A 22,926-nucleotide genomic window follows, 5' to 3' on the forward strand; every position below is an offset into this window, starting at 1 on the left:
ACACCCCCCGAGCGCCCCCCCCCCCCCCGCGCCCCCCCCCCCCGCGCCCCCCCCCCGGCGCGCGGTGGCCTTGCCTTGTCTTCCGGTTCCGGCGTGTCCCGTTCAGCGCAGGAGCAGGGACTGCGGGCGCACCGACAGCATGTGGTCCAGGACCAGACAGGCCGCGCCGACCGCGCCGACGTCGTCCCCCACGGCGGTGCCGGTCACCACCGTCGGGTGGGTGGGCTTCACGAACGGCGACCGGGCCACGATGTCGGGCACCACCCGCAGGAACCGGTCGGCCAGATGCGGCCAGATCGGGCCGCCGAAGACGATCAGCTCCGAGTCGGCCAGCGTGGCGGCGGCGCTGACGCCCCGTCCGACCCGCTCGGCCCACCGGTCGATGATCCCGGCGGCCACCGGATCGCCCTGCGCCCTGCGGCACAGCTCCCCCAGCCCGCTCTCGGCCTCCCGGGGACTGGCGGGCGCCGACCCGGGCGGCAGCACCCCGAGCGCCACCGCCTCGTCCACCATCGCGCGGGTCGTGCAGGCCGCGTCGAGGCCTCCTATCTCCCCGGCGTTCCCGGTCACCCCGCGCAGCACGGTGTCGTCCACGACCAGGCCCATCCCGGAGCCGGTGCCCAGATAGAAGAAGAGGAAGTCACCGGTGTGCGCCGCCGCGCCCGCCCAGCGCTCGGCGATGGCGGCGGCGATCACGTCCTTGTCCAGCAGCACCGGCAGGCCGGTCTCCGCGCCGAGGAAGTCCCGCAGCGGCACCCGCCCCCAGCCCTCCAGCTCCGGCGGGTCCACCAGCAGCCCCGCCACCGGGTCCAGCGGGCCCGGCGCGGCGATCCCGAGCCCCAGGATCCGCTCGCTGGGCACCCCCGAGGAGGTGACGAGGGCGTGGATCGAGGCGCTGATCCCGGCCATCGTCCGGTCCGGGTCGACCACATGCGGGGTGGGTTCCCGGCGATGCGCGACCACCCGGCCCAGCAGATCCAGCACGACATAGGTGATGACCGCCGGGTCCAGATGGGCGCCGACCGCGAAACGTCCGCCCGCGTCGATCTGGAGCACGGTGCGCGGCTTGCCGCTGCCCGAACGCCGTTTGCCGGTCTCGCGCGCGAGACCGCCGTCGATCAGCCTGCGGCAGATGTTGGAGACGGTCTGCGCGGACAGCCCGGTCGCCGCGGCCAGTTCCACCCGGCTCAGCCCACGGGACTCGCGCCGGATCGCGTCCAGGATGACGGCCTCGTTGAAGTCGCCCATCCGCGGCAGATTCGTCCCCCGCCGGATCGTCGGCGACCTGCTCTCCACGCCTCCCACAGCGGTACCTCCCCCGAGTGTGCCTCCCATGCAGGGAGCGTATATCAAGTCGATTTACAAATTGAAAGCGCGAGATTACGGAAAGAGATCACAGCGCGAGGAGCCACCCCGGCGGGTACCACCGGACCCGGCCCGACCGGCGGCACGAGAAAGGGACCCGGAGACGAACCCCGGGCCCCTTCGGTCACTTCCCCCGGTCAGTCCGCCGACGGACCGGGCATGACGATCTCGGGCTGCGTCACGGCGCGGGCGTCTCCTCCGTGACTCCCTGGCCGATGAAATCGACCCAGTTCACATTGAGTTCGCCGGTGATCTTGACGAAGTACAGCGGACCGCTGTCCGTCGCACTGGCACCGCTGACCGGGGCCTTGAAGTTCTGGTACGTCTGCCAGCCGCCGGTCGGGGTGGTCTTGATGGTGGCGACGGCCGGACCCTCGGGGCTGCCGGTGCGGACCTCGACGGTGGCGCCGTGGGTCGGCGAGGCGGCCCGCAGGCTGATCTCGTCGATGTTGGTCAGGTTGACCGGGTCCCAGGACCAGTAGTCGCCGTTCTCGATCCAGCCGATGTTCTGGCCACCGCCCGCGGAGTCCCCGGTGGGCCCGACGCCCACGCCGATGTCGGCGCCGCCGGGCGCGGACGCAATCCGGCCGGTGGTGTCGAAGTGCTCGGCCTCGCGGTGCTTGGGCTGGAGCACCAGGACTTCCTGGGTGGTCAGCGCGGGCACGTCACCGTTGCCGTGGTCGGTGTAGGTGACCGTCACCGTGCCGAAGATGTTGGCGCCGGTGTGCCCGGCGTCGCCGGGCAGCGGGAAGGTGCCCGAGCAGCCGCGGTGCTGCTCGTAGCCGTGCCCGTGCTCGTCATGGCCGAGCCCCGGCTGCACGATCACCTGCTCGCAGTCGACCGGCCCGTCCTCCGGGTCGGTGACCGTCACCTCGTAGGCGATGGTGTCGCCGAAGGTGAACAGCCCGCCGTCCACCGGCGCCTTGACCTCGATCGTGGGAGCGGTGTTGCCCGCGGTGATGTCCACCCCGGCCACCGCCGTGCGCCCGTCCGGATCGGTCACCGTCAGCTGCGCGGTGAAGAGACCGGGCTCGGTGTAGGTGAACGACGGCGTCCGCCCGGTGCTGTCCTGCGTACCGTCACCGTCGAAGTCCCAGGAGTACGAGATCGGCGTGCCGTCGGGGTCGTTGGACTCACCCGCGTCGAAGGCGACCGTGAGCGGCACCGGGCCCGACGTCCTGTCCGGCGTGAAGCGGGCGATGGGCGAGCGGTTGCCCTGGACGTAGTCGACCCGGTAGACCCCGGAGTCGGCGTTGTTGCCGCCGAAGCCGCTGCCCCAGTCGATGACGTACAGCGCCCCGTCGGGACCGAACTGCATGGCGTGCGGCCGGGTGAAGTCCATCTCCGTGAGCAGGGCGTTCACGTCCGACACGCCGGTGCGCTCCTGGTCCGGCTGCACGGAGAAGAGCCGGCCGTTGTTCCAGTCGCCGTAGATCGCCTTGCCGTCGTAGTACGCCGGCCACTTGCGCTCGGAGTCCAGCTTGGCGTCGTAGTCGTACGCACCGCTGGTCAGCGGCGCGCCGCTGGTGCCGATCTCCGGGACGCCGGTGGTGGACTTGCCCATCCACAGCTCGGCGGGCTCCGCGGCGGGCAGCTGCTTGATGCCGGTGTTGTTGGGGGAGTCGTTGACCGGCGCGGAGCAGTCGAAGGTGGCACCCGAGGTGCCGGTCGCGAAGTCGCGGTCGTTGTAGGGGGTGTTGGCGCCGACGCAGTAGGGCCAGCCGTAGAAGCCGGGCTTGTCGACGATGTTCCACTCGATCCGGCCGTCGGGGCCGCGGGTCGGGCTGACGCTGCCCGCGTCGGGGCCGTAGTCGGCGACGAACAGGTTGTCGGTGGCCGGGTCGATGCCGATGCGGAAGGGGTTGCGGAAGCCCATCGCGTAGATCTCGGGACGGGTGTCCGGGGTCCCCGGGCGGAAGAGGTTGCCCTTGGGGATGCTGTAGGTGCCGTTCTTGCGCGGCTTGATGCGCAGCACCTTGCCGTTCAGGACGGCGCTGTTGGCGGAGGTCGCCTGGGCGTCCCACGCCGTGCGGCCCGCGCTCTCGTCGATCGGGGTGTAGCCGTCGGAGGCGAAGGGGTTGGTGTTGTCCCCGGTGGTGATGTACAGGTTGCCGTCGCCGTCGAACTCCATCGCGCCGCCCGCGTGGCAGCACTGCTGGCGCTGGACGTCCACCTTCAGGAGGACCTTCTCGCTGGCCAGGTCGAGGGTGTCGTCGGCCTTGACCTTGAAGCGGGAGACCCGGTCGACGGACTCGGTCCCGGCGGGGGAGTAGTACAGGTAGACCCAGCCGTTTCTGTCGAAGTCCGGGTCGAGCGCGATGCCCAGCAGGCCGAACTCCTGGCCGGTGTAGACCTCCAGCTTGCCCGCGGAGACCACCGTGCCGTCGGTGCGGACCACGCGGATCTCGCCGCCCCGGTCGATGTAGAAGACGCGGCCGTCGTCGGAGATCACCAGCTCCATCGGGTTGCTGGTGTTCTCGTCGACCGGCACCTTCTGGAAGCCGCTGGTCAGCGACGCCGTGCAGTCGGCGGGCAGCACGCCCGCGGCGGTCCGCAGGCCGCCCAGCAGGTGCGAGAGGAACTTGGCGTCCGTGTAGGAGGCGACCTCATGGCCCATGCCGGTGTACCAGGACCGGCCGCCCTCGTAGTTCTGGCACCAGGCGATCGGGTGCTCGGCGCCCATCGTGCCGCCGGTGTACGAGGTCTCGTCCAGCGAGGCCAGGACGTGCACGTTGCCGCGCGGGTTCGCCCGGAAGTCGTACCACTCGTCGGTGCGCTCCCAGCGCACCGGCAGCTTCGCCGTGGACGGGTGCGCGGGGTCCTCCACCTTGACGCTCGCGCTCTGCGGCGCCGGGTGGCTCTTGAAGTAGGCGCCGACCAGATCGCCGTACCAGGCCCAGTTGTACTCGGTGTCGGAGGCCGCGTGGACCCCGGCGTAGCCGCCGCCGCCCTCGATGTAGCGCTGGAACGCGGCCTGCTGGTCGGCGTTCAGGACATCGCCCGTGGTCGACAGGAAGACGACCACCTCGTACGCGGCGAGCGTCTCGTCGGTGAAGACGCTCGCGTCCTCGGTGGCGGTGACGGAGAAGCCGTTCTTCTCACCGAGCGTCTCGATCGCGGCGATCCCGGCCGGGATGGCGCCGTGCCGGTACCCGGCGGTCTTGCTGAAGACCAGCGCGTCGAACGGCTTGGCCTTCTTGGCGGCGGGCTGCGCGGCGCTCTGGGCCGCGGGCTGCGCGGCGGCTGCTCCGGCGGTCACCAGCAGCAGTGCCACGACCGCCGCGACGACACGCGCGGCGCTTCTTCGCAAACGGTGGAAGTGGTGGAGCCGGTGGAACCGGTGGGGGTCGGAAAGGGACAGATGTGGCATGGGCACCTCAAATCGGCGGGCAGGGGTACGCGTCTGCGTGCTGTGTTCGGGGGTGGCGCCGTGCTGTTCCGTGATGGCTTCGCGAGACCGTCGTCCACGGTCCCGCGAAGCCGCACGCCCGATGGCCGAAGGCGTCCGAACCGCCGACCGGGGCAATTTGTCGAGTCGATGGACAAATTAAGAGCACGGGCCTGGCGGGTCAAGGTTCTTGACAAGAGTGGCAGTTGAGAGGGGTCGTGAGGGGGCGTCGGATCGACGGGTCGCCGCTCGTTCTCTTGACGAATTTGTCAACTCGGTTTACTTTCAGCGTGGTTGACGCCAGCGGTTTGCCCAGCGGCGGCGAACCGTGACCGGTCCACCGCCCGTGGGCCCCTTCCGGGGAGGCCGCCCGGTCACCTCACTTCCTGCGCCGCGTGGTTCGTTGTGTGTCGGTCACGGAACGGATGAACGCGATCGTGCGCGAACGCAGGCCCTCACGGCGCCCGGCGATGAGTTCGTCGACCGAGGGATCGAAGGGCTGACGAACCGGCCTGGTGTGCATCTTCACCGCGCAGTCGAGATCGGTGCACAGCAGAAGGCCGAGTGTGTTCAGGCGCTCGCGCTTGTCGCGTGAGGGGAGCCGGGCGGTGAACAGTGACACCTCGTGGAACCGGCGGGTGGACCGGCACAGGTCGCACATCATCGCGCGCGACGCGTGTGCCGCGTCGTTCGGGGCCTGCCGCAGCAGCACTCCCAGCGCCTGGTCGTCGGCCTCGGTGACGAGGTAGGCCCGCTTCGGGGCGCGCATGTCCCGCCAGCCGAGGTAGTCGATCCGGTGCCAGGGGGTGTCGTCGAACCAGGCCGGTAGCCGGACCATCTTCTCGGTCGGGTCCAGGTTCACGATCGAGGCGCGCACTTCTTGTCTGGTCATCGGGCGCATGGCTGCTCCTTGAGAGGTGCACAGGGGTGCACCGGGTGTCGGGTCGGGTTCTGTCGGGTGCTGAAGAAGTCCGGCGTGTCAGAGCGCCGGCACACCGCTCACCGCGTGGCGCGGGGCGCCGGCACACCTGCTCACCGCGTGGCGCGGGTGAGGGCTTCCGTCCGGCCGCGGCGGTCCGCGGTCCGGTCGCCGGGGATCCGCCGGTCGGCGCGCGGGCCGGCCAGGCGGTTCGAGGAGGGTGTGCGGTGCGGGGAGGGTGTGCGGTGCGTGCGGTGTGTGGCGAGCGCCGAGATCCGGCCCTTGCGGTCACCGGGGCCGCCCTCGACGGGGTCGAGGACGTGCGGGCAGTGCGGGGAGTGCGGGCACGGCGGGGAGTGGGGGCAGGACCCGCGGTGAGGTCGCCGCGTGCCGTCGCCACCGGCGGCGGACATGGCCGGGCCGCACCGGGCGCGGGCGAGAGCGCCGGTCAGGATGGCGTGCGGAGTGCTGGATGGGGATGCGCTGGGCGGAGATGTGCTGGACACCCGGGGTGCTCCTTGCTGAGAAGTCTGGAACGACAGCAAGAGCAGGCCGAGCGGCCTCGACGAAGACGCCCACCCCGTACGCCGCGACAGGCGTGCGGGCGCAGGGGTGTGGGCTGGATCAGAGCACCGCGGACATCACGTCCGGTGGCCGTCCGTGAAGGACGGCAGGAGCCGTCCGCGAGGGACGACAGGAGACGGACGGTCAGACGGTGCCGCGAGGCGCGCGCGGCGCGGGCCGAAACACAAAATCTCTTTTCCAGGGCGCGGAAGGCCCCAAGCAGACCAAAGGAACCCCGCGAGGATAACAACAGCCCCAGGCGGGTGCCAACGGATTTTCGGGCCCCTCTCCCGTGGACGGCTCCGGGTGTCCCCGGACCGCGGGCGCTGCGAGCATGTCGGTTGCGTCTCGCATGGCGACACCACGTCTCACATGTCGCTATCATGCGTGCGAGCCTGGGGACCGTCCCGCAGGCCGGTCACCGCGCATCCCGCATTCGTTTCACGACCCCTCGTCGCAGGTCGTGCGGCGTTCGCCGGGCACTGCGCCGACCGATGGACACCGCTGAGCCGTCTGCAAAAGTGGCCTTGCTCACATGGCGTGACCGGGAACGCACGGACACCATGGTCCTCGTCACCCGCGGGCCGCGCGAAGGGATCCACGATGTTCCGCAAGGTACTGGTCGCCAACAGAGGCGAGATCGCGATCCGTGCGTTCCGCGCCGGCTATGAGCTGGGCGCGCGCACCGTCGCCGTCTTCCCCCACGAGGACCGCAACTCCCTGCACCGCCTCAAGGCGGACGAGGCGTACGAGATCGGCGAACCCGGCCATCCGGTGCGCGCGTATCTCTCCGTGGACGAGATCGTCCGGGCCGCACAGCGTGCGGGCGCCGACGCCGTCTACCCCGGCTACGGCTTTCTCTCCGAGAACCCCGAGCTGGCCCGCGCCTGCGCCGAGGCGGGCATCACCTTCGTCGGACCGGACGCCGGCATCCTGGAGCTGACCGGCAACAAGGCCCGCGCGGTCGCCGCCGCCCGCGCCGCCGGGGTCCCCGTCCTCGGCTCCTCGCAGCCCTCCACGGACATCGACGAACTCGTCCGCGCCGCCGACGAGATCGGCTTCCCGGTGTTCGTGAAGGCCGTCGCGGGCGGCGGCGGACGCGGCATGCGCCGGGTCCAGGAACCCGCCCAGCTGCGCGAGTCCATCGAGGCGGCCTCCCGCGAGGCGGCGTCCGCGTTCGGCGACCCGACCGTCTTCCTGGAGAAGGCCGTCGTCGAACCCCGCCACATCGAGGTGCAGATCCTCGCCGACGGCGAGGGCAACGTCATCCACCTCTTCGAGCGGGACTGCTCGGTGCAGCGCCGCCACCAGAAGGTCATCGAACTCGCGCCCGCCCCCAACCTCGACCCGGAGCTGCGCGAGCGGATCTGCGCCGACGCCGTGCGCTTCGCCCGCGAGATCGGCTACCGCAACGCGGGCACCGTGGAGTTCCTGCTCGACCGCGACGGCAACCACGTCTTCATCGAGATGAACCCCCGCATCCAGGTCGAGCACACGGTCACCGAGGAGGTCACCGACGTCGACCTCGTCCAGGCCCAGCTGCGGATCGCCTCCGGCGAGACCCTCGCCGACCTCGGCCTCTCCCAGGACACCATCGTCCTGCGCGGCGCCGCCCTCCAGTGCCGGATCACCACCGAGGACCCCGCCAACGGCTTCCGCCCCGACACCGGCCGCATCAGCGCCTACCGCTCACCCGGCGGCTCCGGCATCCGCCTCGACGGCGGCACCACCCACGCCGGTACGGAGATCAGCGCCCACTTCGACTCGATGCTGGTGAAGCTCACCTGCCGGGGCCGTGACCTGAACGCCGCGATCGGACGGGCCCGGCGCGCGGTCGCCGAGTTCCGTATCCGGGGCGTCGCCACCAACATCCCGTTCCTCCAGGCGGTGCTGGACGACCCCGACTTCCAGGCCGGGCGTGTCACCACCTCCTTCATCGAGCAGCGCCCGCACCTGCTGACCTCCCGGCACTCCGCCGACCGCGGCACCAAGCTGCTCACCTACCTCGCCGACGTCACCGTCAACAAGCCGCACGGCGAGCGCCCCGACCTGATCGACCCCACCACCAAGCTGCCGCCCCTGCCCACGGGAGCGCCCCCCGCCGGTTCCCGCCAGCGCCTGGCCGAACTCGGCCCCGACGGGTTTGCCCGCGCCCTCCGCGAATCACCCCTGCTCGGTGTCACCGACACCACCTTCCGCGACGCCCACCAGTCCCTGCTCGCCACCCGGGTCCGCACCAAGGACCTGCTGGCCGTCGCCCCGGCCGTCGCCCACACCCTGCCCGGACTGCTCTCCGTCGAGTGCTGGGGCGGCGCCACCTACGATGTGTCCCTGCGCTTCCTCGCCGAGGACCCCTGGGAGCGGCTGGCCGCCCTGCGCGAGGCCGTGCCCAACCTCTGTCTCCAGATGCTGCTGCGCGGACGCAACACCGTCGGCTACACCCCGTACCCCACCGAGGTCACCGACGCCTTCGTCCAGGAGGCCGCCGCCACCGGCATCGACATCTTCCGCATCTTCGACGCCCTCAACGACGTCGGCCAGATGCGTCCCGCCATCGACGCCGTACGCGAGACCGGTACCGCCATCGCCGAGGTGGCCCTGTGCTACACGGCCGATCTGTCCGACCCCGCCGAGCGCCTCTACACCCTGGACTACTACCTGCGGCTCGCCGAGCAGATCGTCGAGGCGGGCGCCCACGTCCTGGCGGTCAAGGACATGGCGGGCCTGCTGCGCGCCCCCGCCGCGGCGACCCTGGTGTCCGCGCTGCGCCGCGAGTTCGACCTGCCGGTCCATCTGCACACCCATGACACGGCGGGTGGCCAGCTGGCCACCTATCTCGCCGCCGCGCAGGCCGGGGTGGACGCGGTGGACGGCGCGGTGGCCTCCATGGCGGGCACCACCTCCCAGCCGTCCCTCTCGGCGATCGTCGCCGCGACCGACCACTCGGAGCGGCCGACCGGCCTGGACCTCCAGGCCGTGGGCGACCTGGAGCCGTACTGGGAGAGCGTCCGCCGCGTGTACGCGCCCTTCGAGGCGGGCCTCGCCTCGCCGACCGGCCGCGTCTACCACCACGAGATCCCCGGCGGCCAGCTCTCCAACCTGCGCACCCAGGCCGTCGCCCTCGGCCTCGGCGACCGCTTCGAGGAGATCGAGGCGATGTACGCCGCCGCCGACCGCATCCTCGGCCGGCTGGTCAAGGTCACCCCGTCCTCCAAGGTGGTCGGCGATCTGGCCCTGCACCTGGTCGGCGCGGGAGTGACCCCCGCGGACTTCGAGGCCACCCCCGACCGCTTCGACATCCCCGACTCGGTCATCGGCTTCCTCCGCGGCGAACTGGGCACCCCGCCCGGCGGCTGGCCCGAGCCGTTCCGCACCAAGGCGCTCCAGGGCCGCGCCGGCGCCAAGCCCGTACCGGACCTGACGACGGAGGACCGCGACGGCCTGGAGAAGTCCCGCCGCACCACCCTCAACCGGCTCCTCTTCCCCGGCCCCACCCGCGACTTCGAGACCCACCGCCACTCCTACGGCGACACCAGCGTCCTCGACAGCAAGGACTTCTTCTACGGGCTGCGCCCCGCCAAGGAGTACGCCGTCGACCTGGAGCCCGGCGTCCGGCTGCTGATCGAACTCCAGGCCATCGGCGAGCCCGACGAACGCGGCATGCGCACGGTCATGGCCGGTCTCAACGGCCAGCTCCGCCCGATCCAGATCCGTGACGCCCAGGCCGCCTCCGACCTCCCGGTGACGGAGAAGGCCGACCGCACCAACCCCGGCCATGTCGCGGCCCCGTTCGCCGGTGTGGTGACCCTCGCGGTCGCCGAGGGCGACCAGGTGGAGGCGGGCGGGACCGTCGCCACCATCGAGGCGATGAAGATGGAGGCCGCGATCACGGCCCCCGCCGGAGGCCGGGTCACCCGCCTCGCCATCAACCGCATCCAGCAGGTGGAGGGCGGTGACCTGCTGGTCGAGGTGGTGTGACGTGAGGTGAGGCGGCGGGGGCGGGCGCGGGGCGGCGATATTCCTTTGCGGGTGCCGTCCCGCCCGTGCCACCGTCGCCCGGTGAACTCTCCCCGCCTGGACCTGCTGCGCTGGCAGTCCGCATTCACCTGGTCCTTCGCCGAGTACCACCTGGAGCGGCTGGTGCCCGAGGACGTCCTGTGGGAGCCGGCCGGCCTGTGCTGGACGCTCCGGCCGGACGGCACGGGCGGCTGGGTGCCCGACTGGGCGGACAGCGAGCCGGATCCCGTCCCGGTTCCCACGATCGCCTGGCTGAGCTGGCACATCGGATGGTGGCTGGGGGTGGCCACGGACCACCTCCACGACCGGACGCCCCGCGACCGCGCCGACGTCCGCTGGCCCGGCCCCGAGGCCACGGTGAGCCGGCTGCGGGCCCACTGGGACGAGTGGACGCACGCTCTGGACCAGCTCACCGAACCCGACCTGGACCGCCCGTGCGCCTACCCCTGGGGCGACGGCACCGACCGCACCCTCGCGCACACCGTCGCCTGGGCGAACGCGGAACTGATGAAGAACGTCGCCGAGATCGGCCAACTCCGCCTCCAGCACGTGGCGTCGGGCCAGTTCCGGGTCCCCGCTGGGTGACGGACGGGGATCGGCTGTGCCCCCCGATCGTCGACGGGGCCCTCCGCTTCCTGGGCCCGTTCCCACGAACTCGGCTGATCGGCCCACCCCCGCAGCGCCGCGCCGCGACCCCGGAACGAGGAGTGTACGATCGTACGCTCTGGCGGGTACGCTCCAGGCCATGACTCTCGATGTGCGGGTACGGCCCGCCTCGCGCGAACGGCGGGCCCGCGTGGCCGTGGCCGTTCTCTTCCTCACCAACGGCGCGCTGTTCGCGAATCTGCTGCCGCGCTATCCGCAGATCAAGGCCGACCTCGGGATCGGGAACGCGGCCTACGGGCTCGCGGTCGCCGCGTTCCCGGCCGGTGCCATCGTGGCGGGCCTCGGCGCCGGGGTGCTGGTCCGGCGCTTCGGCTCGGCCCGGGTCGCGGTGGCCGGCACCCTGCTGACCGGCATCGGGATCGTCGTCGCGGGCACGGCCCCGGCGGTGCTGGTGTTCGCGGGTGCGCTGTTCCTGGCCGGGGCCATGGACGCGATCACGGACGTGGCGCAGAACGCGCACGCCCTGCGGGTGCAGCGCCGCTACGGGCGGTCCCTCATCAACTCCTTCCACGCCATCTGGTCCATCGGCGCGGTCCTCGGCGGTGCCATGGCCGCCGCCGCCATCGCCGTCGATCTCCCGACCGGGCAGCATCTGATCCTCTCGGCGGTGCTGTGCACCCTCGCCGCGTGCGGCGCCCTGCGCTACTGCCTGCCCGGCCCCGACACCGAACCGGCGGCGGACCCCGGCCCCGACGCCGACGGCGGTACGGCAGCGAGGTCCCGCCCGGTGATGACGGGTTCCCGGCGGACGTACGTCCTGGCGGCGCTGGTGCTCATCGCCATGGCGGGCGCACTGGTGGAGGACGCGGGCAGTTCCTGGGCCGCCCTGTATCTCTCCGGCTCGCTGCACGCCGCCGCCGCGCTGGCCGCGTCCGGGTACATCGCGCTGGTGGGCGCGCAGTTCGTGGGGCGGCTGCTCGGGGACCGGCTGGTCGACCGGTTCGGGCAGCGTGCGGTCGCCCGCGCGGGTGGGCTGATCGCCGCCGTCGGCATGGGGCTGGCGCTGGCCCTTCCCTCGGTGCCGGGCACGATCCTCGGTTTCGCGGCGGCCGGATTCGGGGTGGCGACGCTGGTCCCGGCCGCGATGCACGAGGCGGACGAGCTGCCCGGCCTCAAGCCCGGCACCGGCCTGACCATCGTCTCCTGGCTCATGCGGCTGGGCTTTCTGCTCTCCCCGCCGATCGTCGGCCTGATCGCCGACGCGTCCGGCCTGCGCACGGGCCTGCTGGTGGTGCCGCTGGCCGGGCTGCTGGTGATCTGCCTGGCGGGGGTACTGGGGACGCGCAGACGGTAGCCGGGGGCGCTCGTGGTCGGAGGAGGGCGGCCCTGTGGGCGGGCGTGGCGCGCCGTGGTGTGGTGTCGTGTGGCCGGAAGCGTACGATCGTACGCTCGGCGGCGGTACCATCGCCCGCATGCCGACGGACTACTTCGCCAACGACCCCCGCAGCAACCATGAACGCATGCTCGCCGGGGACCACTACATCGCCGACGACCCGGAGATCATCCGCCGTCAGCAGCGGGCCGTGCGGCTGGCGGCGCGCTATCAGGCCGCCTATACCGAGGACCCCGACACGGCCCGGCCGCTGCTGGCGGAACTGCTCGGCGAGGTGGGCGAGGAGGTCGTGCTCCGGCCGCCGCTCTACGTCGACTTCGGCAGCAACATCAGCATCGGCGCCCGTACCTTCGTCAACTACCACCTGACCGCGCTGGACGTCGCCGCGATCGTCATCGGCGAGGACTGCCAGATCGGCCCGAACGTCCAGTTGCTCACCCCCACCCACCCGCTGGAGCCGCAGCCCCGCAGGGACAAGCTGGAGGCCGCTCAGCCGATCACCATCGGCGACAACGTATGGCTCGGCGGCGGTGTCATCGTCCTGCCGGGGGTGACCATCGGGGAGAACTCCGTCATCGGTGCCGGGGCGGTCGTCACCAAGGACGTGCCCGCGAACACGGTGGCCGTGGGCAACCCGGCGCGCCCGATCCGCACGCTCTGAGCAGCCGCCCACGCGCTGAGAAACGCCGGACCCTCTGAGAAACTCCGGGCATGGCAACCGGACACACCGACCCGCAGCGCCGCGAGCGCATCATCGCCGCCACCCTCGATCTGATCGCCGACGAGGGCGTGGCGGGCGTCTCGCACCGCAAGATCGCCTCGCGGGCCGGTGTGCCGCTCGGCTCGATGACGTACCACTTCACCGGCATCGACGAGCTGCTGTTCGAGGCGTTCCAGCGCTTCACCGACCATTTCGTGATCGTCTTCGGCGGCTGTCTCGCGGGCGCCGCCGACCGGGAGCAGGCCGTGGAGGCGGTGGCCGACCTGGTGCACGCCATGTCCGCCGAGGACTCGCAGCGCGACCTGGTGCTCACCCAGGAGCTGTACACCCTCGCGGCCCGCCGCCCCGCCTACCGGCAGCTCACCCATGACTGGATGCGCCGCAGCCGTGTCCACCTGGAGAAACACTTCGACGCGGACACGGCCCGCCAACTGGACGCGCTCATCGAGGGACTGACCCTGCACCGGGCACTGGCCCGCGAGCCGCACGACCGCGCGGTGACCGTCGAGGCCATCCGCCGGATCACGGCGACGCGGGAGAGCCTCTCCTGATCCTGCCGCTGCCCCGGCCCCTCACCCGGCGCCGCCGCCCCACCGCAGATGCAGGCTCAGCGGCTTGCGGAACACCAGGCCGGACGGGGCCGCCGGGCGGTCGGGATCGAGCCGCAGACCGGGAAGCCGGGCGAGGAGCCGGCGCAGCGCGACGCGGGTCTCCAGGCGGGCGAGATGGGCACCGAGGCAGTAGTGCGGGCCGATCGCGAAGGCCAGCTGGAGCCGGGAGTTGTCCCGGCGCACATCGAACCGGTCGGGGTCGGGGAAGACCTCAGGGTCGCGATTGGCGCCGGTCAGGGACACACTGACCAGATCGCCCCGCCGGATCGTGGCCGCCCCGAGCACGGTGTCCCGGGTGGCGTACCGGTCCACCACCGCGGCGCCGGGTTCGAGCCGCAGCGATTCCTCGACGGCCCCGTCCAGCAGCGCGGGATCGTCCCGTACGAGGGCGAGCTGATCGGGGTTCCGCAGCAGATGCAGCAAGGCGTTGGTGATCATCGCCTCGGTGGTCTCTATGCCGCCGAACATCAGGACGGCGGCATTGGACGCCACTTCGGGGACGGTGAGCTTCCCGGCGGCGGACGCGAGGAGCGAGCCGGTGTCCCGGTCGGCGATCGTGGCCTCGACGGCGGCCCGCAGTTCGGCGTAGGCCGCGGTGCCGTCGGCGCCCGCCGCGTGTCCTGCGGTGATGTCGGCCACCGACCGCACGATGGCGTCGTACCAGGAGAGGACGGTGTCGGTCCCGGTACCGGCGAGTCCGAGCGCCTCGGTCATGACGGATACGGCCAGCGGCGCGGCGAAGACCCGGCTCAGCTCGACGCTCCCCGCGTCCTCGAAGCCGCCGATCAGCCGGTCCGTCTCCCGCTCGATGAACCCCTCGAAGCCCTGGCGCACCTCCCTCGGCCGGAACGGCGCCGCGAAGGGCTCCCGGTGCCGGGCGTGCCGCTCGCCGTCCAGCGACAGCATGCTCGGCCCGACGACCCGCGCGGTCGAGAAGCGCGGATCGTCGACCGTGAACGTCCCGGCGTCCCGCATCACGTCCATCGCCAGATCCCGTCGGGTCACCAGCCAGCCGCCCAACTCCGGCACCCACGACACCGGCTCACCCGCCCGCAGCAGGGCCAGTCGCGCATGCGGATCGTCCGCCAGCTCGGCCAGGGTGGTCGCCGCACCGAGCGGAAACGAGTCAACGGCGTTCATCAGGGCCCTTTCCGGAGGATCTCGATCACGTGTCCGAGGCTAGTGGAACCCCGTCGACCGGCTTCTGCCGGGGGAGTGGCGCGGGGACGGCGAGGGCTTGGCGCAGCCCGGCGCACACGCGTGCCACGTCCGACGGGTCCGGGAAGCGGCCCGCCGCGCCCATGGCCACCTGGAGGGCGGGGCCGAAGGCGTCGAAGCGGGTCAGGGTCGCACGGTCCACGGGCTGTACGACGAAGTGGAGGTGGCCGGGGCGCCCGCCCGCGTGCGACCAGAGGCAGACGTACACCTGGTCCGGGGCCATGACGGAGGTGACGGCGGCGCTCACGCGCTGGAGCAGGGGGCCCAGTTCGGCGGATTCCGGGGGAGTCAGGGCGGCCAGGTGGAGGACATGGCGGAGGGGCTTCACCACCAGGGTGCCCAGGCCCAGCGGTCCGACGCAGTGTTCGACGGTCCAGGACGTGGTGCGCAGGAGCGTGCCGCCGGGGAGGGGGGTCCGGCCGGTGAGCAGGCCGCAGGCCAGGCAGTCGGCGGGGCGGTCGATGGCGTCGGGTGTCATGTGCGGGGCCTCCGGTGCGTCGTCCGTCGGGTCATGGCGGTGGGCACCCCGCAGTACCGTCGGGCTCATCCGGCGGACCTGGGGAAGGGTCGTGACCATGTGGGCCACCGCGTGGTCGGTCAGGCAGAGGTGGCGGTGCGGGACGTCGCCGGGGAACCGGGCGAAGTCGCCCGCGGCGAGATCGGCCTGTTCGGTGAGCGGGCCCGTCCGCAGCTTGCCGGTGATGACGTAGAGGTGGTGCAGGGTGCCCGCCGCGTGCGGAGCGACCGGCTCCGGGGGCTCGGGGGCGCGCTCCAGGCGCAGGACCAGGGTACGGACGTAGCCCGAGCCGTAGACCTCGTCCAGCACCTGTTCCGACCAGGCCCCGGAGTCGGACCACCCGCCCTCGTCCCGCCGCTGGACATGGACCGGCGTACCCCACTCCGCCAGCAGTCTGCGGGCCGGGATGTCCAGGGCCGTGCCGAGCAGCGAGAGGGTCTCCACCGTGGGGTTGCCCGAGCCCTGCTCGATCTTCGAGAGGGTCTGCTTTGGACAGCCCGGACCGCCGGGCCAGCTCGCCCAGCGACATCGCCCGCTCCAGCCGGAAACGGCGGACATCGCGCGCCACCAGGCCGTTCTCGTGAGCCAGCCCGTCACCTTTGGTGTGCATCCCGTCATTGTTGGCGGACGGGGGCCGGGCCGACCATGCTCGGCACGTGGGGATTCCCTGGCGACCACCCTGTCCGATGGGAACTGGTGTACGAGGTCCGACGGGCGATTGTCAGTGGTGGGTGTCAGGCTGAGGACACACAGGATCTGCGAAAGGGCACTGCCGTGATCACCACTGACTTCGTCCCCGGCTCACCCTGTTTCCTCGACCTGGGCGCCCCCGACGTCCGGGCCGCCGCGGCCTTCTACGGCGCGGTGCTCGGCTGGGAGTTCCGGCCGATGGGCGACGGGGAGGGCGCGGAGGGCGGGATGTTCCAGAAGGACGGCAAGACCGTCGCCGGGCTCGGCAAGCTCACCGAGGAGGGCGCGCGCTCCGCCTGGATGATCTACCACACGGTCGCCGACGCGGACGCCACGACCCAGGCCGTCCAGCGCGCGGGCGGCATAGTCCGGGTGGCACCGATGGACCTCGGTGAATGGGGCCGCATGGCGCAGTACACCGACCCGCAGGGCGCCCAGTTCGCCGTCTGGCAGCCCGGTGCCAGCCCGGGTGTGGAGCTGGTCGACCAGCCCGGTTCCCTGTCCTGGACCGAGCTGTACACGACCGACGCGGCGGCGGCGAAGGAGTTCTACCGCGCGGTCTTCGGCTGGCAGTACGGCGACATGCCGCTGCCGGGCGGCGGGGGCACGTACTCCCTCATCACCCCGGCCGGGCTCCCCGACGAGCGGATGCACGGCGGCCTCATGGAGGTCGACAAGGAGGCCCTCGCCCTGGCGAACGGCCAGGCGTACTGGCACCCGGTCTTCGATGTCGCCGACTGCGACGCCACCGTCGCCAAGGTCACCGAGAGCGGCGGCAGCGTGCAGATGGGGCCCGACACGGCGGAGGACATCGGCCGGATGGCCGTCTGCCTCGACGACGCGGACGCCGACTTCGTGGTGCTCACCCCGAGCCGCCGCTGACCCCGGGCGGGACCGCCGGACGGGATCGCCGGACGCCGCTACGCCTCGTCGCCCTCCGGCCCTGGATGGCGTACGGCCGCCTTCACATCCGCCTCCGCCTCGGAGCGGGCGATGCCCTGCTCCTGCGCGTACTCCGTGACCGTGGCCTGGATGTCGCGGGCGAGGTCGCGCCAGGCGCGCAGGGCGGTCTCGTACGTCTCCGTCTGCTGCTCGGACCACGGATGCGTGGTGGGCGGACCGTACTGATCGCGCAACTGCCGGACCTGGGCGTGCGCTCGGTCGGCGGCGCGCTGCATGCCCACCAGCTCTTCGAAGGTATGTGCCACGCGCGGGATGGTAGGCAATGTCATGGTTCGTTCCGTCCGTGACTCGCTCGCGCGGTCCGGACCGGACCCCTCTGGCGTCCCACCGGTCCTCCGTCTGGTCCCCGGCGCGTACCCGAACTCCGCTGCCGGCGGTCCGGGCGCGGCCCGTAGCGCAGGACCTCGCCCGCGCTCAGCCCGGCCAGTGTCTGGAGCAGCACGGTCTTTCCCGATCCGCCGCTCCCGGCGATGACGGTGCGGCGGCATCGGTGCAGCACGTCCAACGGGGCTGTCCGGCGTCGGCTTCAGGGGGTCGGTGGGATCAGTACACGGACAGGCCGTACAGGCTGAGAGCTTCCTGGATCGGCTGGTAGTAGCCGGTGCCTCCGGTCGTGCAGCCGCCGGAGCCGCCGGACAGGATGCCGATGACCTTGTCGCCCGCGTAGAGCGGGGCGCCGCTGTCGCCGGGCTCCGCGCAGATGTTCGTCTGGATCAGGCCGTACACGATCTCGGCGCCGCCGTAGTTGACGGTCGCGTTGAGAGCGGTGATCCGGCCGCAGCGCACGCCGGAGACGGCTCCCCGGTGGCAGACGACGAGGCCGATGGTGCCGGTCGCGGCGCCGGTGACATCGACGGCGCCGATCGTGCCGGGGCGCGGTACGGCGGGGTTGGTGTGGCGGATCAGCCCGAAGTCGTTGCCGGGGTAGCTGGTGGCGGTGGTGGGGCCGATCGGTGTGGTCAGGCCCGGGTCGGTGTACCAGGTGGTGGCGCCCCGGGTGCAGTGCCCGGCGGTGATGACGTAGAACTCCGAGCCGCCCCGCACATTGACGCCCGCCGTGCAGCGAGCGGTGGAGGCGTGGATGCCGTCGCCGCCGGAGAGCAGTGGGCGCAACCGGCCCTCGACGCGTTCGAGACGGACGGAGCCGTCCAGTTGGCGGAGCCTGGTGAGATCCGCGGCGGTGACCGTGGCGTCGGCGAGGATCCGGGTCCCGTCGCCGTCCGGGACCCAGGCGGTCCCGGCGATCCCGAGGGACGCGACGGCCGCGGCCACGCGGTCCTGCGGTGCGGTCCGGGCGGCCGTGGCGGTGCCGGAGACGGCGAGTCCGGCCACGACGAACAGGCTGAGCAGACAGCGTGAAAGGGCGTTGCGGCGGGCTCTCATCACCCGGGTCCCCCTGGGACATGTCGGTCGGACAGGCACGAGCCGGCGTTCATTGTGCCGGGCGGCTGCGGGGCGGGACAGACGGAGTTCGGCCGTGTCGCCGCACCGGGAACTGCGGCGGACGACGGGCTGCGGTTCCTGGTCCGCCGGGCGGCGACGCCCAGCCCCGCGTTCCCGGACCGGCGCAGCCGGAAAGCCTCGGACTGGGACCCCGGCCGTGACGGCTGACCCCGCGCCCGCCCCGCGCGGCCTGCCCCACCGACCCGGCGAATGGCCCAGTCGGACGGCCGCCGATTGGCCCAACCGGCTGGGCCGCTTCCCGCTTACGGTGGGACACCTGGAACCACGAACGCGGTACGACCCCCGAGGAACCCTCATGCAAGCCATCACCGTCCAGGACCGCGAAGCCGGCGTCAGCGGTCTCACCCTCACCGAGCTGCCCCGTCCGCACGCGGCGGAGAACGACGTCGTCGTGCGCGTCCACGCCGCCGGATTCACCCCGGGCGAGCTGTCCTGGCCCGGCACCTGGACCGACCGGGCGGGCCGGGACCGTACCCCCAGCGTGCCCGGCCATGAGCTGTCCGGGGTGGTCACCGAGCTGGGCTACGGCACCACCGGCCTGAGTGTCGGGCAACGGGTCTTCGGACTGACCGACTGGACGCGTGACGGCTCCCTCGCCGAGTACACCGCCGTCGAGGCCCGCAATCTCGCCCCGCTCCCCGCCGACATCGACCATGTCACGGCCGCCGCGCTGCCCATCTCCGGCCTCACCGCCTGGCAGGCCCTGTTCGACCACGCCCACCTCGCCACCGGCCAGACGGTGCTGATCCACGGCGCCGGGGGCGGTGTCGGCTCGCTCGCCGCCCAGCTCGCCCGCGAGGCCGGCGCCCAGGTGATCGGCACCGGCCGGGCCGCCGACCGCGACACCGTACGGGCCCTGGGCGTGGACACCTTCGTGGACCTTGAGGCCGAGCGGGTGGAGGACATCGGTCAGGTGGACGTCGTGTTCGACGTCATCGGCGGCGAGATCCTCGCCCGCTCCACCGCGCTGGTCCGCCCCGGCGGCACCCTGGTCACCATCGCCCACCCCGTCACCGTCCACCCCGATGACGGACGGGCCGTGTTCTTCGTCGTCGAACCCGACCGGGCCCGGCTCGCCGACCTCGCCACCCGGCTGCGCGACGGACGGCTCAAGCCCATCGTCGGAGCGGTCCGCCCGCTCGCCGACGCCCGCGCCGCCTTCGCCCCGGACCGGCGCACCCCCGGCAAGACGATCATCCGTGTCGCCGAGGCCTGATCACATCGGTGCCCCCTAACTCTCGCGCAGCGCCGCAGCCCGTTCCTCAAGCCCCATGAGCAGCGCATGGGCCGTCCGATGAGCCGCCGCGCCGGGAGCGGCGTACGCCCCGATGTACCGTCTCGCCGTCGGCTCCACGCGCAGGGCCCGGGTGTCCGCCCGCTCCTCCACCGCGAGCGCGGGGACGAAGGCGATGCCGACCCGCGCCGCCACCAGTGCCTGCACGAACCGGAAGTCGCTCGCCCGGCACACCACATGGGGCCGTATCCCCTGGGTGGCGGCGAGCGCGTCGAGCGCGTCGCCCGGCAGATCCCAGCCGTGGATCCACGGCTCGTCGGCCACGGCGTCGAGCCGCGCCCGGGAGCGCAGGGCGAGCGGGTGACCGGCGGGCACGACGAGACGCAACTCGTCCCGCGTCAGGGGGCGGTACACGCACCCTTCCACCATCTCCCGCCAACTCTCCGGCGGATGAGGACTGTTGAAGTGATACACCAACGCCACGTCCACACTTCCGTCGTGCAGCGCGGCCAGCGCCCGCGCGGGCTCGGCCTCGATCACGGTCGTGGCGACCCGCAACTCCTGCTGGAGCGCGGCGAGTGCGGGCGCGAGCAGCAGGACGCCCGCGCTGGAGAACGTGGCGACCGTGAGCGAGGGCGGGCCCTGCTCCCGCAGGGCGGCGAGGGTCCGCTCGGCGCGGCGCAGTTCGCCATGGACGGCGTCCGCCGTGCGCAGCAGGGCCGTACCGGCCACGGTGAGCGTCACACCCCGGGTGCTGCGCTCGAACAGCCGGGTCCGGGCGGCCCGTTCGAGCGCCGCCATCTGCTGGGACACCGCCGAGGGAGTCAGCCGCAGGGCCTGCGCGGCCCGCGCGAAGCTGCCACGCCGGGCCACCTCACGGAACACCGCGAGCCGCTGCGCCTCGATCACCGGCCCCCCGATCATCACCAGTTTCTCTTATGACATGACCAGTAACACCGTACTTCTGCTGATGGCCTCCCGCTGTCAGCCTGGCGCCATGTCCCTGACCACGCGAGAGCGTTCGGGAGCCGGGCTGGCGGTGGGCGCGGTGTGCCTCGTCGGCGGTTCCGTGGCCGCCGCCGACCGGCTCCATGACTTCCCGCTGCTCGGCGGACAGGCCCTGCGCTACACGCTGGCCACCGTCCTCCTGCTGCTCTGGGCGCGGCTGCGCCGGCACACCTTCGTCCGCCCGACGCGCGCCCAGCTGACCTGGATCGTGCCGCTGGCCGCGCTGGGCGTGGCCGGCTACGGCGTCGTCCTCGTGCACGCCACCTCGGTCACCGCGCCGGGCAATGTCGGCATCGCCCTCGGCGCCGCACCCCTGGTCATCGTCCTGGTCCGGGCCGGGGCCACCCGTACCCGCCCGGCGCGGACCCTGACGGGCGGCGCGCTGTGCGTGGCCGTCGGCTCCGTCCTCGCCCAGCTCTCCACCACCGGGGGAGTGCAGTGGAGCGTACGGGGGTCCATGTGGTCCTTCCTGGCCCTGGCCGGGGTCGCCTCGGTCACCCTGCTCGGCGCCCCGCCCATCCGGGAACTGGGCGCCCTGACCGTCACCACCTACGCCTGCGCCCTCGGTTCGGCGATGCTGCTCACCGCCGCCCTGATCACCGGGGCCGTGACCGGGACACCCGCGCTGCGGCTCCCGACGACAGTCGAGTTCTCGGCACTGGCCTTCCTCGCCCTCGCCGTGACCACCGTCGTCTTCCTGCTCTGGTACGGCGCTGTCGAACGCCTCGGACCCAGCCGCGCCGGGCTGTTCAACGGACTCGTGCCCTTCGCCTCCCTGCTCGCCCTGTTCCTGACCGGCGCGGGCACCGCGACCTCGTGGCAACTCGCGGGCGCCGCCCTGGTGTTGTTCGGGGTGGTCGTCAGTCTGCGGCCGGGGGAGCGGGCCGGGGCCGCCGTGTGAGCGCGGGGCCGGGTCATGCGGGGCGCGGCCGGGAGACCTCGCGGAAGTCGTGCTTGCGGATCTTTCCGTGGATCCCCTTCACCCCGTCGACGACCTGGGAGACCGCGAAGTCGCCCGCCGCGCTGAGATAGGCCATCGCGAGATGGCGGTCGATGCCGTAGTCGGTCACCAGCAGGTCCAGCGCACAGCGCACACAGTCGCGCATCGCCCGGTCCAGATCCTCGTCGAGCCCGATCGGCACCAGGTACTCGTCCGTCTCCGCGAACGGGGCGATACGGCCATGGCCGGGCCGCAGCGCCGCACCGCCGGGCACCACCTCCACCCGCACGGTGGCCCGCAACGACGCCTCGAACGCGGTCAGCGCCACCTCCCCGTCGCCCTGCGCGAAGTGGGGATCGCCGAAGTAGACCAGCGCGTCGTCCACCTGCACCGGGAGGAACAGCGTGGCGCCCGTGCCGAGCAGGGAGACATCGATGTTGCCGCCGTGCCGCCCCGGCGGCACCGAGTGGGGCCGCTCGGCACCGGGCACGGCCACGCCCATGACACCGAGGAACGGCCGCAGCGGGAAGCGCAGGGCGCCCCGGGAGGCGTCCGCCGGGTCCACGGCCATCCGGCCCCACGCCCCGTGACCGTCCGCGTGCGCGGTCGCGAAGGTGACCACCGGGCCGGGCCGCGAGGGCAGTTCACCGGGGAGCGCGCCGAAGCCGTGCCGGGCGGAGATCATGCCGTACGGAACCCTCGGCGCGAGGTCGAGGACGGTCACGGCGAGCAGATCGCCCGGCCGGGCGCCGGTCACCGCGATCGGGCCGGTGACCAGGTGCGGTCCGTCGTCGTCGAAGTCGTGCGGCAGGCCGGAGTCCGCGATCTGCTGGGCGTCGTCGAGGACATGGCCGCCGCCGACGCCGTGGCGGGCGAAGAACGCGCGCGGGTCGCGGCCCTGGTCCTCCAGGACGCCCTCGTGGCTGACCGTGTCGACGGTGAAGACAGAGCCGGGGCGGACGACCGCGACGGGTGTGTCCGCCGCGCACGGGAGGCGGCCCCACAGGACGTTGCCGGGCGTGGCCGGGACGTAGGTCGTCGCCGCGATCGGCCCGTGGCCGGGCTGGAGGACCGGGAAGCCGGTCGCGGCGACATCGAGCACGGGCGAGTCGAGCGTGGTCATGGCCCACCTTTCGTGGAAGGGATGGGCCGACGCTAGGAACGACTCGTTGCCGTGGTGTTTCGCGGTGGGGGCCACGCCGTAACGGCGTATTGTATGTCGACATGGCATCTCGCGATGAGGCGCCTTGAGGGCGTGCGGGCGTGGGGGCGTCAGGGGTGCGGGCGTGCGGGCTTGTGGGCATGCGC

At 72.5% G+C, this 22,926-nt stretch carries 18 protein-coding genes; 8 read left to right on the top strand and 10 right to left on the bottom strand.

Going from position 1 to position 22,926, the window contains the following annotated elements; all coding sequences use genetic code 11:
* Nucleotides 1–102: 102 nt before the first annotated feature.
* From ACFXAZ_RS34655 to ACFXAZ_RS34670, 4 genes are all read right to left on the bottom strand, one after another.
* On the bottom strand, nucleotides 103–1,335 hold the full coding sequence (locus ACFXAZ_RS34655; RefSeq protein WP_384599415.1) for an ROK family transcriptional regulator: 1,233 nt from the start codon (nucleotides 1,333–1,335) through the stop codon (nucleotides 103–105).
* A 208-nt stretch (nucleotides 1,336–1,543) separates the two neighbouring features.
* A complete protein-coding gene (locus tag ACFXAZ_RS34660) occupies nucleotides 1,544–4,735 on the bottom strand; it encodes a ThuA domain-containing protein (RefSeq protein ID WP_384599417.1) in 3,192 nt (1,063 codons plus the stop codon).
* Nucleotides 4,736–5,132: 397 nt separating this feature from the next.
* Complete coding sequence (locus ACFXAZ_RS34665) at nucleotides 5,133–5,645, bottom strand: FBP domain-containing protein (RefSeq protein WP_384599420.1); 513 nt, start codon at nucleotides 5,643–5,645, stop codon at nucleotides 5,133–5,135.
* A gap of 140 nt (nucleotides 5,646–5,785) precedes the next feature.
* Nucleotides 5,786–6,178 (bottom strand): hypothetical protein, encoded by a 393-nt coding sequence (locus tag ACFXAZ_RS34670; protein WP_384599423.1) that lies wholly within the window; start codon nucleotides 6,176–6,178, stop codon nucleotides 5,786–5,788.
* 661 nt (nucleotides 6,179–6,839) lie between these two features.
* On the opposite strand from ACFXAZ_RS34670, the gene ACFXAZ_RS34675 reads away from it, so the two are divergent.
* From ACFXAZ_RS34675 to ACFXAZ_RS34695, 5 genes are all read left to right on the top strand, one after another.
* A complete protein-coding gene (locus ACFXAZ_RS34675; RefSeq protein WP_384599425.1) occupies nucleotides 6,840–10,214 on the top strand; it encodes a pyruvate carboxylase in 3,375 nt (1,124 codons plus the stop codon).
* 81 nt (nucleotides 10,215–10,295) lie between these two features.
* Nucleotides 10,296–10,838, top strand: coding sequence for a DinB family protein (locus ACFXAZ_RS34680; RefSeq protein ID WP_384599428.1), 543 nt, complete (start codon nucleotides 10,296–10,298; stop codon nucleotides 10,836–10,838).
* A 160-nt stretch (nucleotides 10,839–10,998) separates the two neighbouring features.
* Nucleotides 10,999–12,213, top strand: coding sequence for an MFS transporter (locus tag ACFXAZ_RS34685; protein WP_384599431.1), 1,215 nt, complete (start codon nucleotides 10,999–11,001; stop codon nucleotides 12,211–12,213).
* Between the two features lie 118 nt (nucleotides 12,214–12,331).
* Nucleotides 12,332–12,913: a sugar O-acetyltransferase gene (locus tag ACFXAZ_RS34690; RefSeq protein WP_384599434.1), complete on the top strand. Its 582-nt coding sequence runs from the start codon at nucleotides 12,332–12,334 to the stop codon at nucleotides 12,911–12,913.
* A gap of 50 nt (nucleotides 12,914–12,963) precedes the next feature.
* On the top strand, nucleotides 12,964–13,524 hold the full coding sequence (locus ACFXAZ_RS34695) for a TetR/AcrR family transcriptional regulator (protein WP_384599437.1): 561 nt from the start codon (nucleotides 12,964–12,966) through the stop codon (nucleotides 13,522–13,524).
* Nucleotides 13,525–13,545: 21 nt separating this feature from the next.
* On the opposite strand, the gene ACFXAZ_RS34700 is transcribed toward ACFXAZ_RS34695, so the two are convergent.
* Both ACFXAZ_RS34700 and ACFXAZ_RS34705 read right to left on the bottom strand, forming a co-directional pair.
* A complete protein-coding gene (locus tag ACFXAZ_RS34700; RefSeq protein WP_384599440.1) occupies nucleotides 13,546–14,724 on the bottom strand; it encodes a cytochrome P450 in 1,179 nt (392 codons plus the stop codon).
* Nucleotides 14,725–14,749: 25 nt separating this feature from the next.
* Entirely contained in the window at nucleotides 14,750–15,877 is a 1,128-nt protein-coding gene (locus ACFXAZ_RS34705; protein WP_384599442.1) for a hypothetical protein, read from the bottom strand.
* A 216-nt stretch (nucleotides 15,878–16,093) separates the two neighbouring features.
* On the opposite strand from ACFXAZ_RS34705, the gene ACFXAZ_RS34710 reads away from it, so the two are divergent.
* Nucleotides 16,094–16,891 (top strand): VOC family protein, encoded by a 798-nt coding sequence (locus ACFXAZ_RS34710; protein ID WP_384599445.1) that lies wholly within the window; start codon nucleotides 16,094–16,096, stop codon nucleotides 16,889–16,891.
* A 38-nt stretch (nucleotides 16,892–16,929) separates the two neighbouring features.
* Here the strand turns inward: ACFXAZ_RS34710 and ACFXAZ_RS34715 are convergent, their stop codons facing one another.
* Together ACFXAZ_RS34715 and ACFXAZ_RS34720 are read right to left on the bottom strand one after the other, a co-directional pair.
* Complete coding sequence (locus ACFXAZ_RS34715; RefSeq protein ID WP_384599448.1) at nucleotides 16,930–17,217, bottom strand: hypothetical protein; 288 nt, start codon at nucleotides 17,215–17,217, stop codon at nucleotides 16,930–16,932.
* Between the two features lie 298 nt (nucleotides 17,218–17,515).
* Nucleotides 17,516–18,355: a S1 family peptidase gene (locus ACFXAZ_RS34720; protein WP_384599450.1), complete on the bottom strand. Its 840-nt coding sequence runs from the start codon at nucleotides 18,353–18,355 to the stop codon at nucleotides 17,516–17,518.
* A gap of 376 nt (nucleotides 18,356–18,731) precedes the next feature.
* On the opposite strand from ACFXAZ_RS34720, the gene ACFXAZ_RS34725 reads away from it, so the two are divergent.
* Nucleotides 18,732–19,652, top strand: coding sequence for an NADP-dependent oxidoreductase (locus tag ACFXAZ_RS34725; RefSeq protein WP_384599453.1), 921 nt, complete (start codon nucleotides 18,732–18,734; stop codon nucleotides 19,650–19,652).
* Between the two features lie 15 nt (nucleotides 19,653–19,667).
* Here the strand turns inward: ACFXAZ_RS34725 and ACFXAZ_RS34730 are convergent, their stop codons facing one another.
* On the bottom strand, nucleotides 19,668–20,594 hold the full coding sequence (locus ACFXAZ_RS34730; protein ID WP_384599456.1) for a LysR family transcriptional regulator: 927 nt from the start codon (nucleotides 20,592–20,594) through the stop codon (nucleotides 19,668–19,670).
* 19 nt (nucleotides 20,595–20,613) lie between these two features.
* On the opposite strand from ACFXAZ_RS34730, the gene ACFXAZ_RS34735 reads away from it, so the two are divergent.
* The gene (locus tag ACFXAZ_RS34735) at nucleotides 20,614–21,579 is read left to right on the top strand and encodes a DMT family transporter (protein WP_384599459.1); all 966 of its coding nucleotides are present in this window, start codon (nucleotides 20,614–20,616) and stop codon (nucleotides 21,577–21,579) included.
* Between the two features lie 13 nt (nucleotides 21,580–21,592).
* Here ACFXAZ_RS34735 and ACFXAZ_RS34740 read toward each other — a convergent pair whose 3' ends face one another.
* Nucleotides 21,593–22,741, bottom strand: a complete 1,149-nt coding sequence (locus ACFXAZ_RS34740) for an acetamidase/formamidase family protein (RefSeq protein ID WP_384599461.1) — start codon at nucleotides 22,739–22,741, stop codon at nucleotides 21,593–21,595.
* Nucleotides 22,742–22,926: the final 185 nt, after the last annotated feature.

It is taken from the genome of Streptomyces sp. NPDC059477 (assembly GCF_042749375.1).
Classification (GTDB): Bacteria; Actinomycetota; Actinomycetes; order Streptomycetales; family Streptomycetaceae; genus Streptomyces.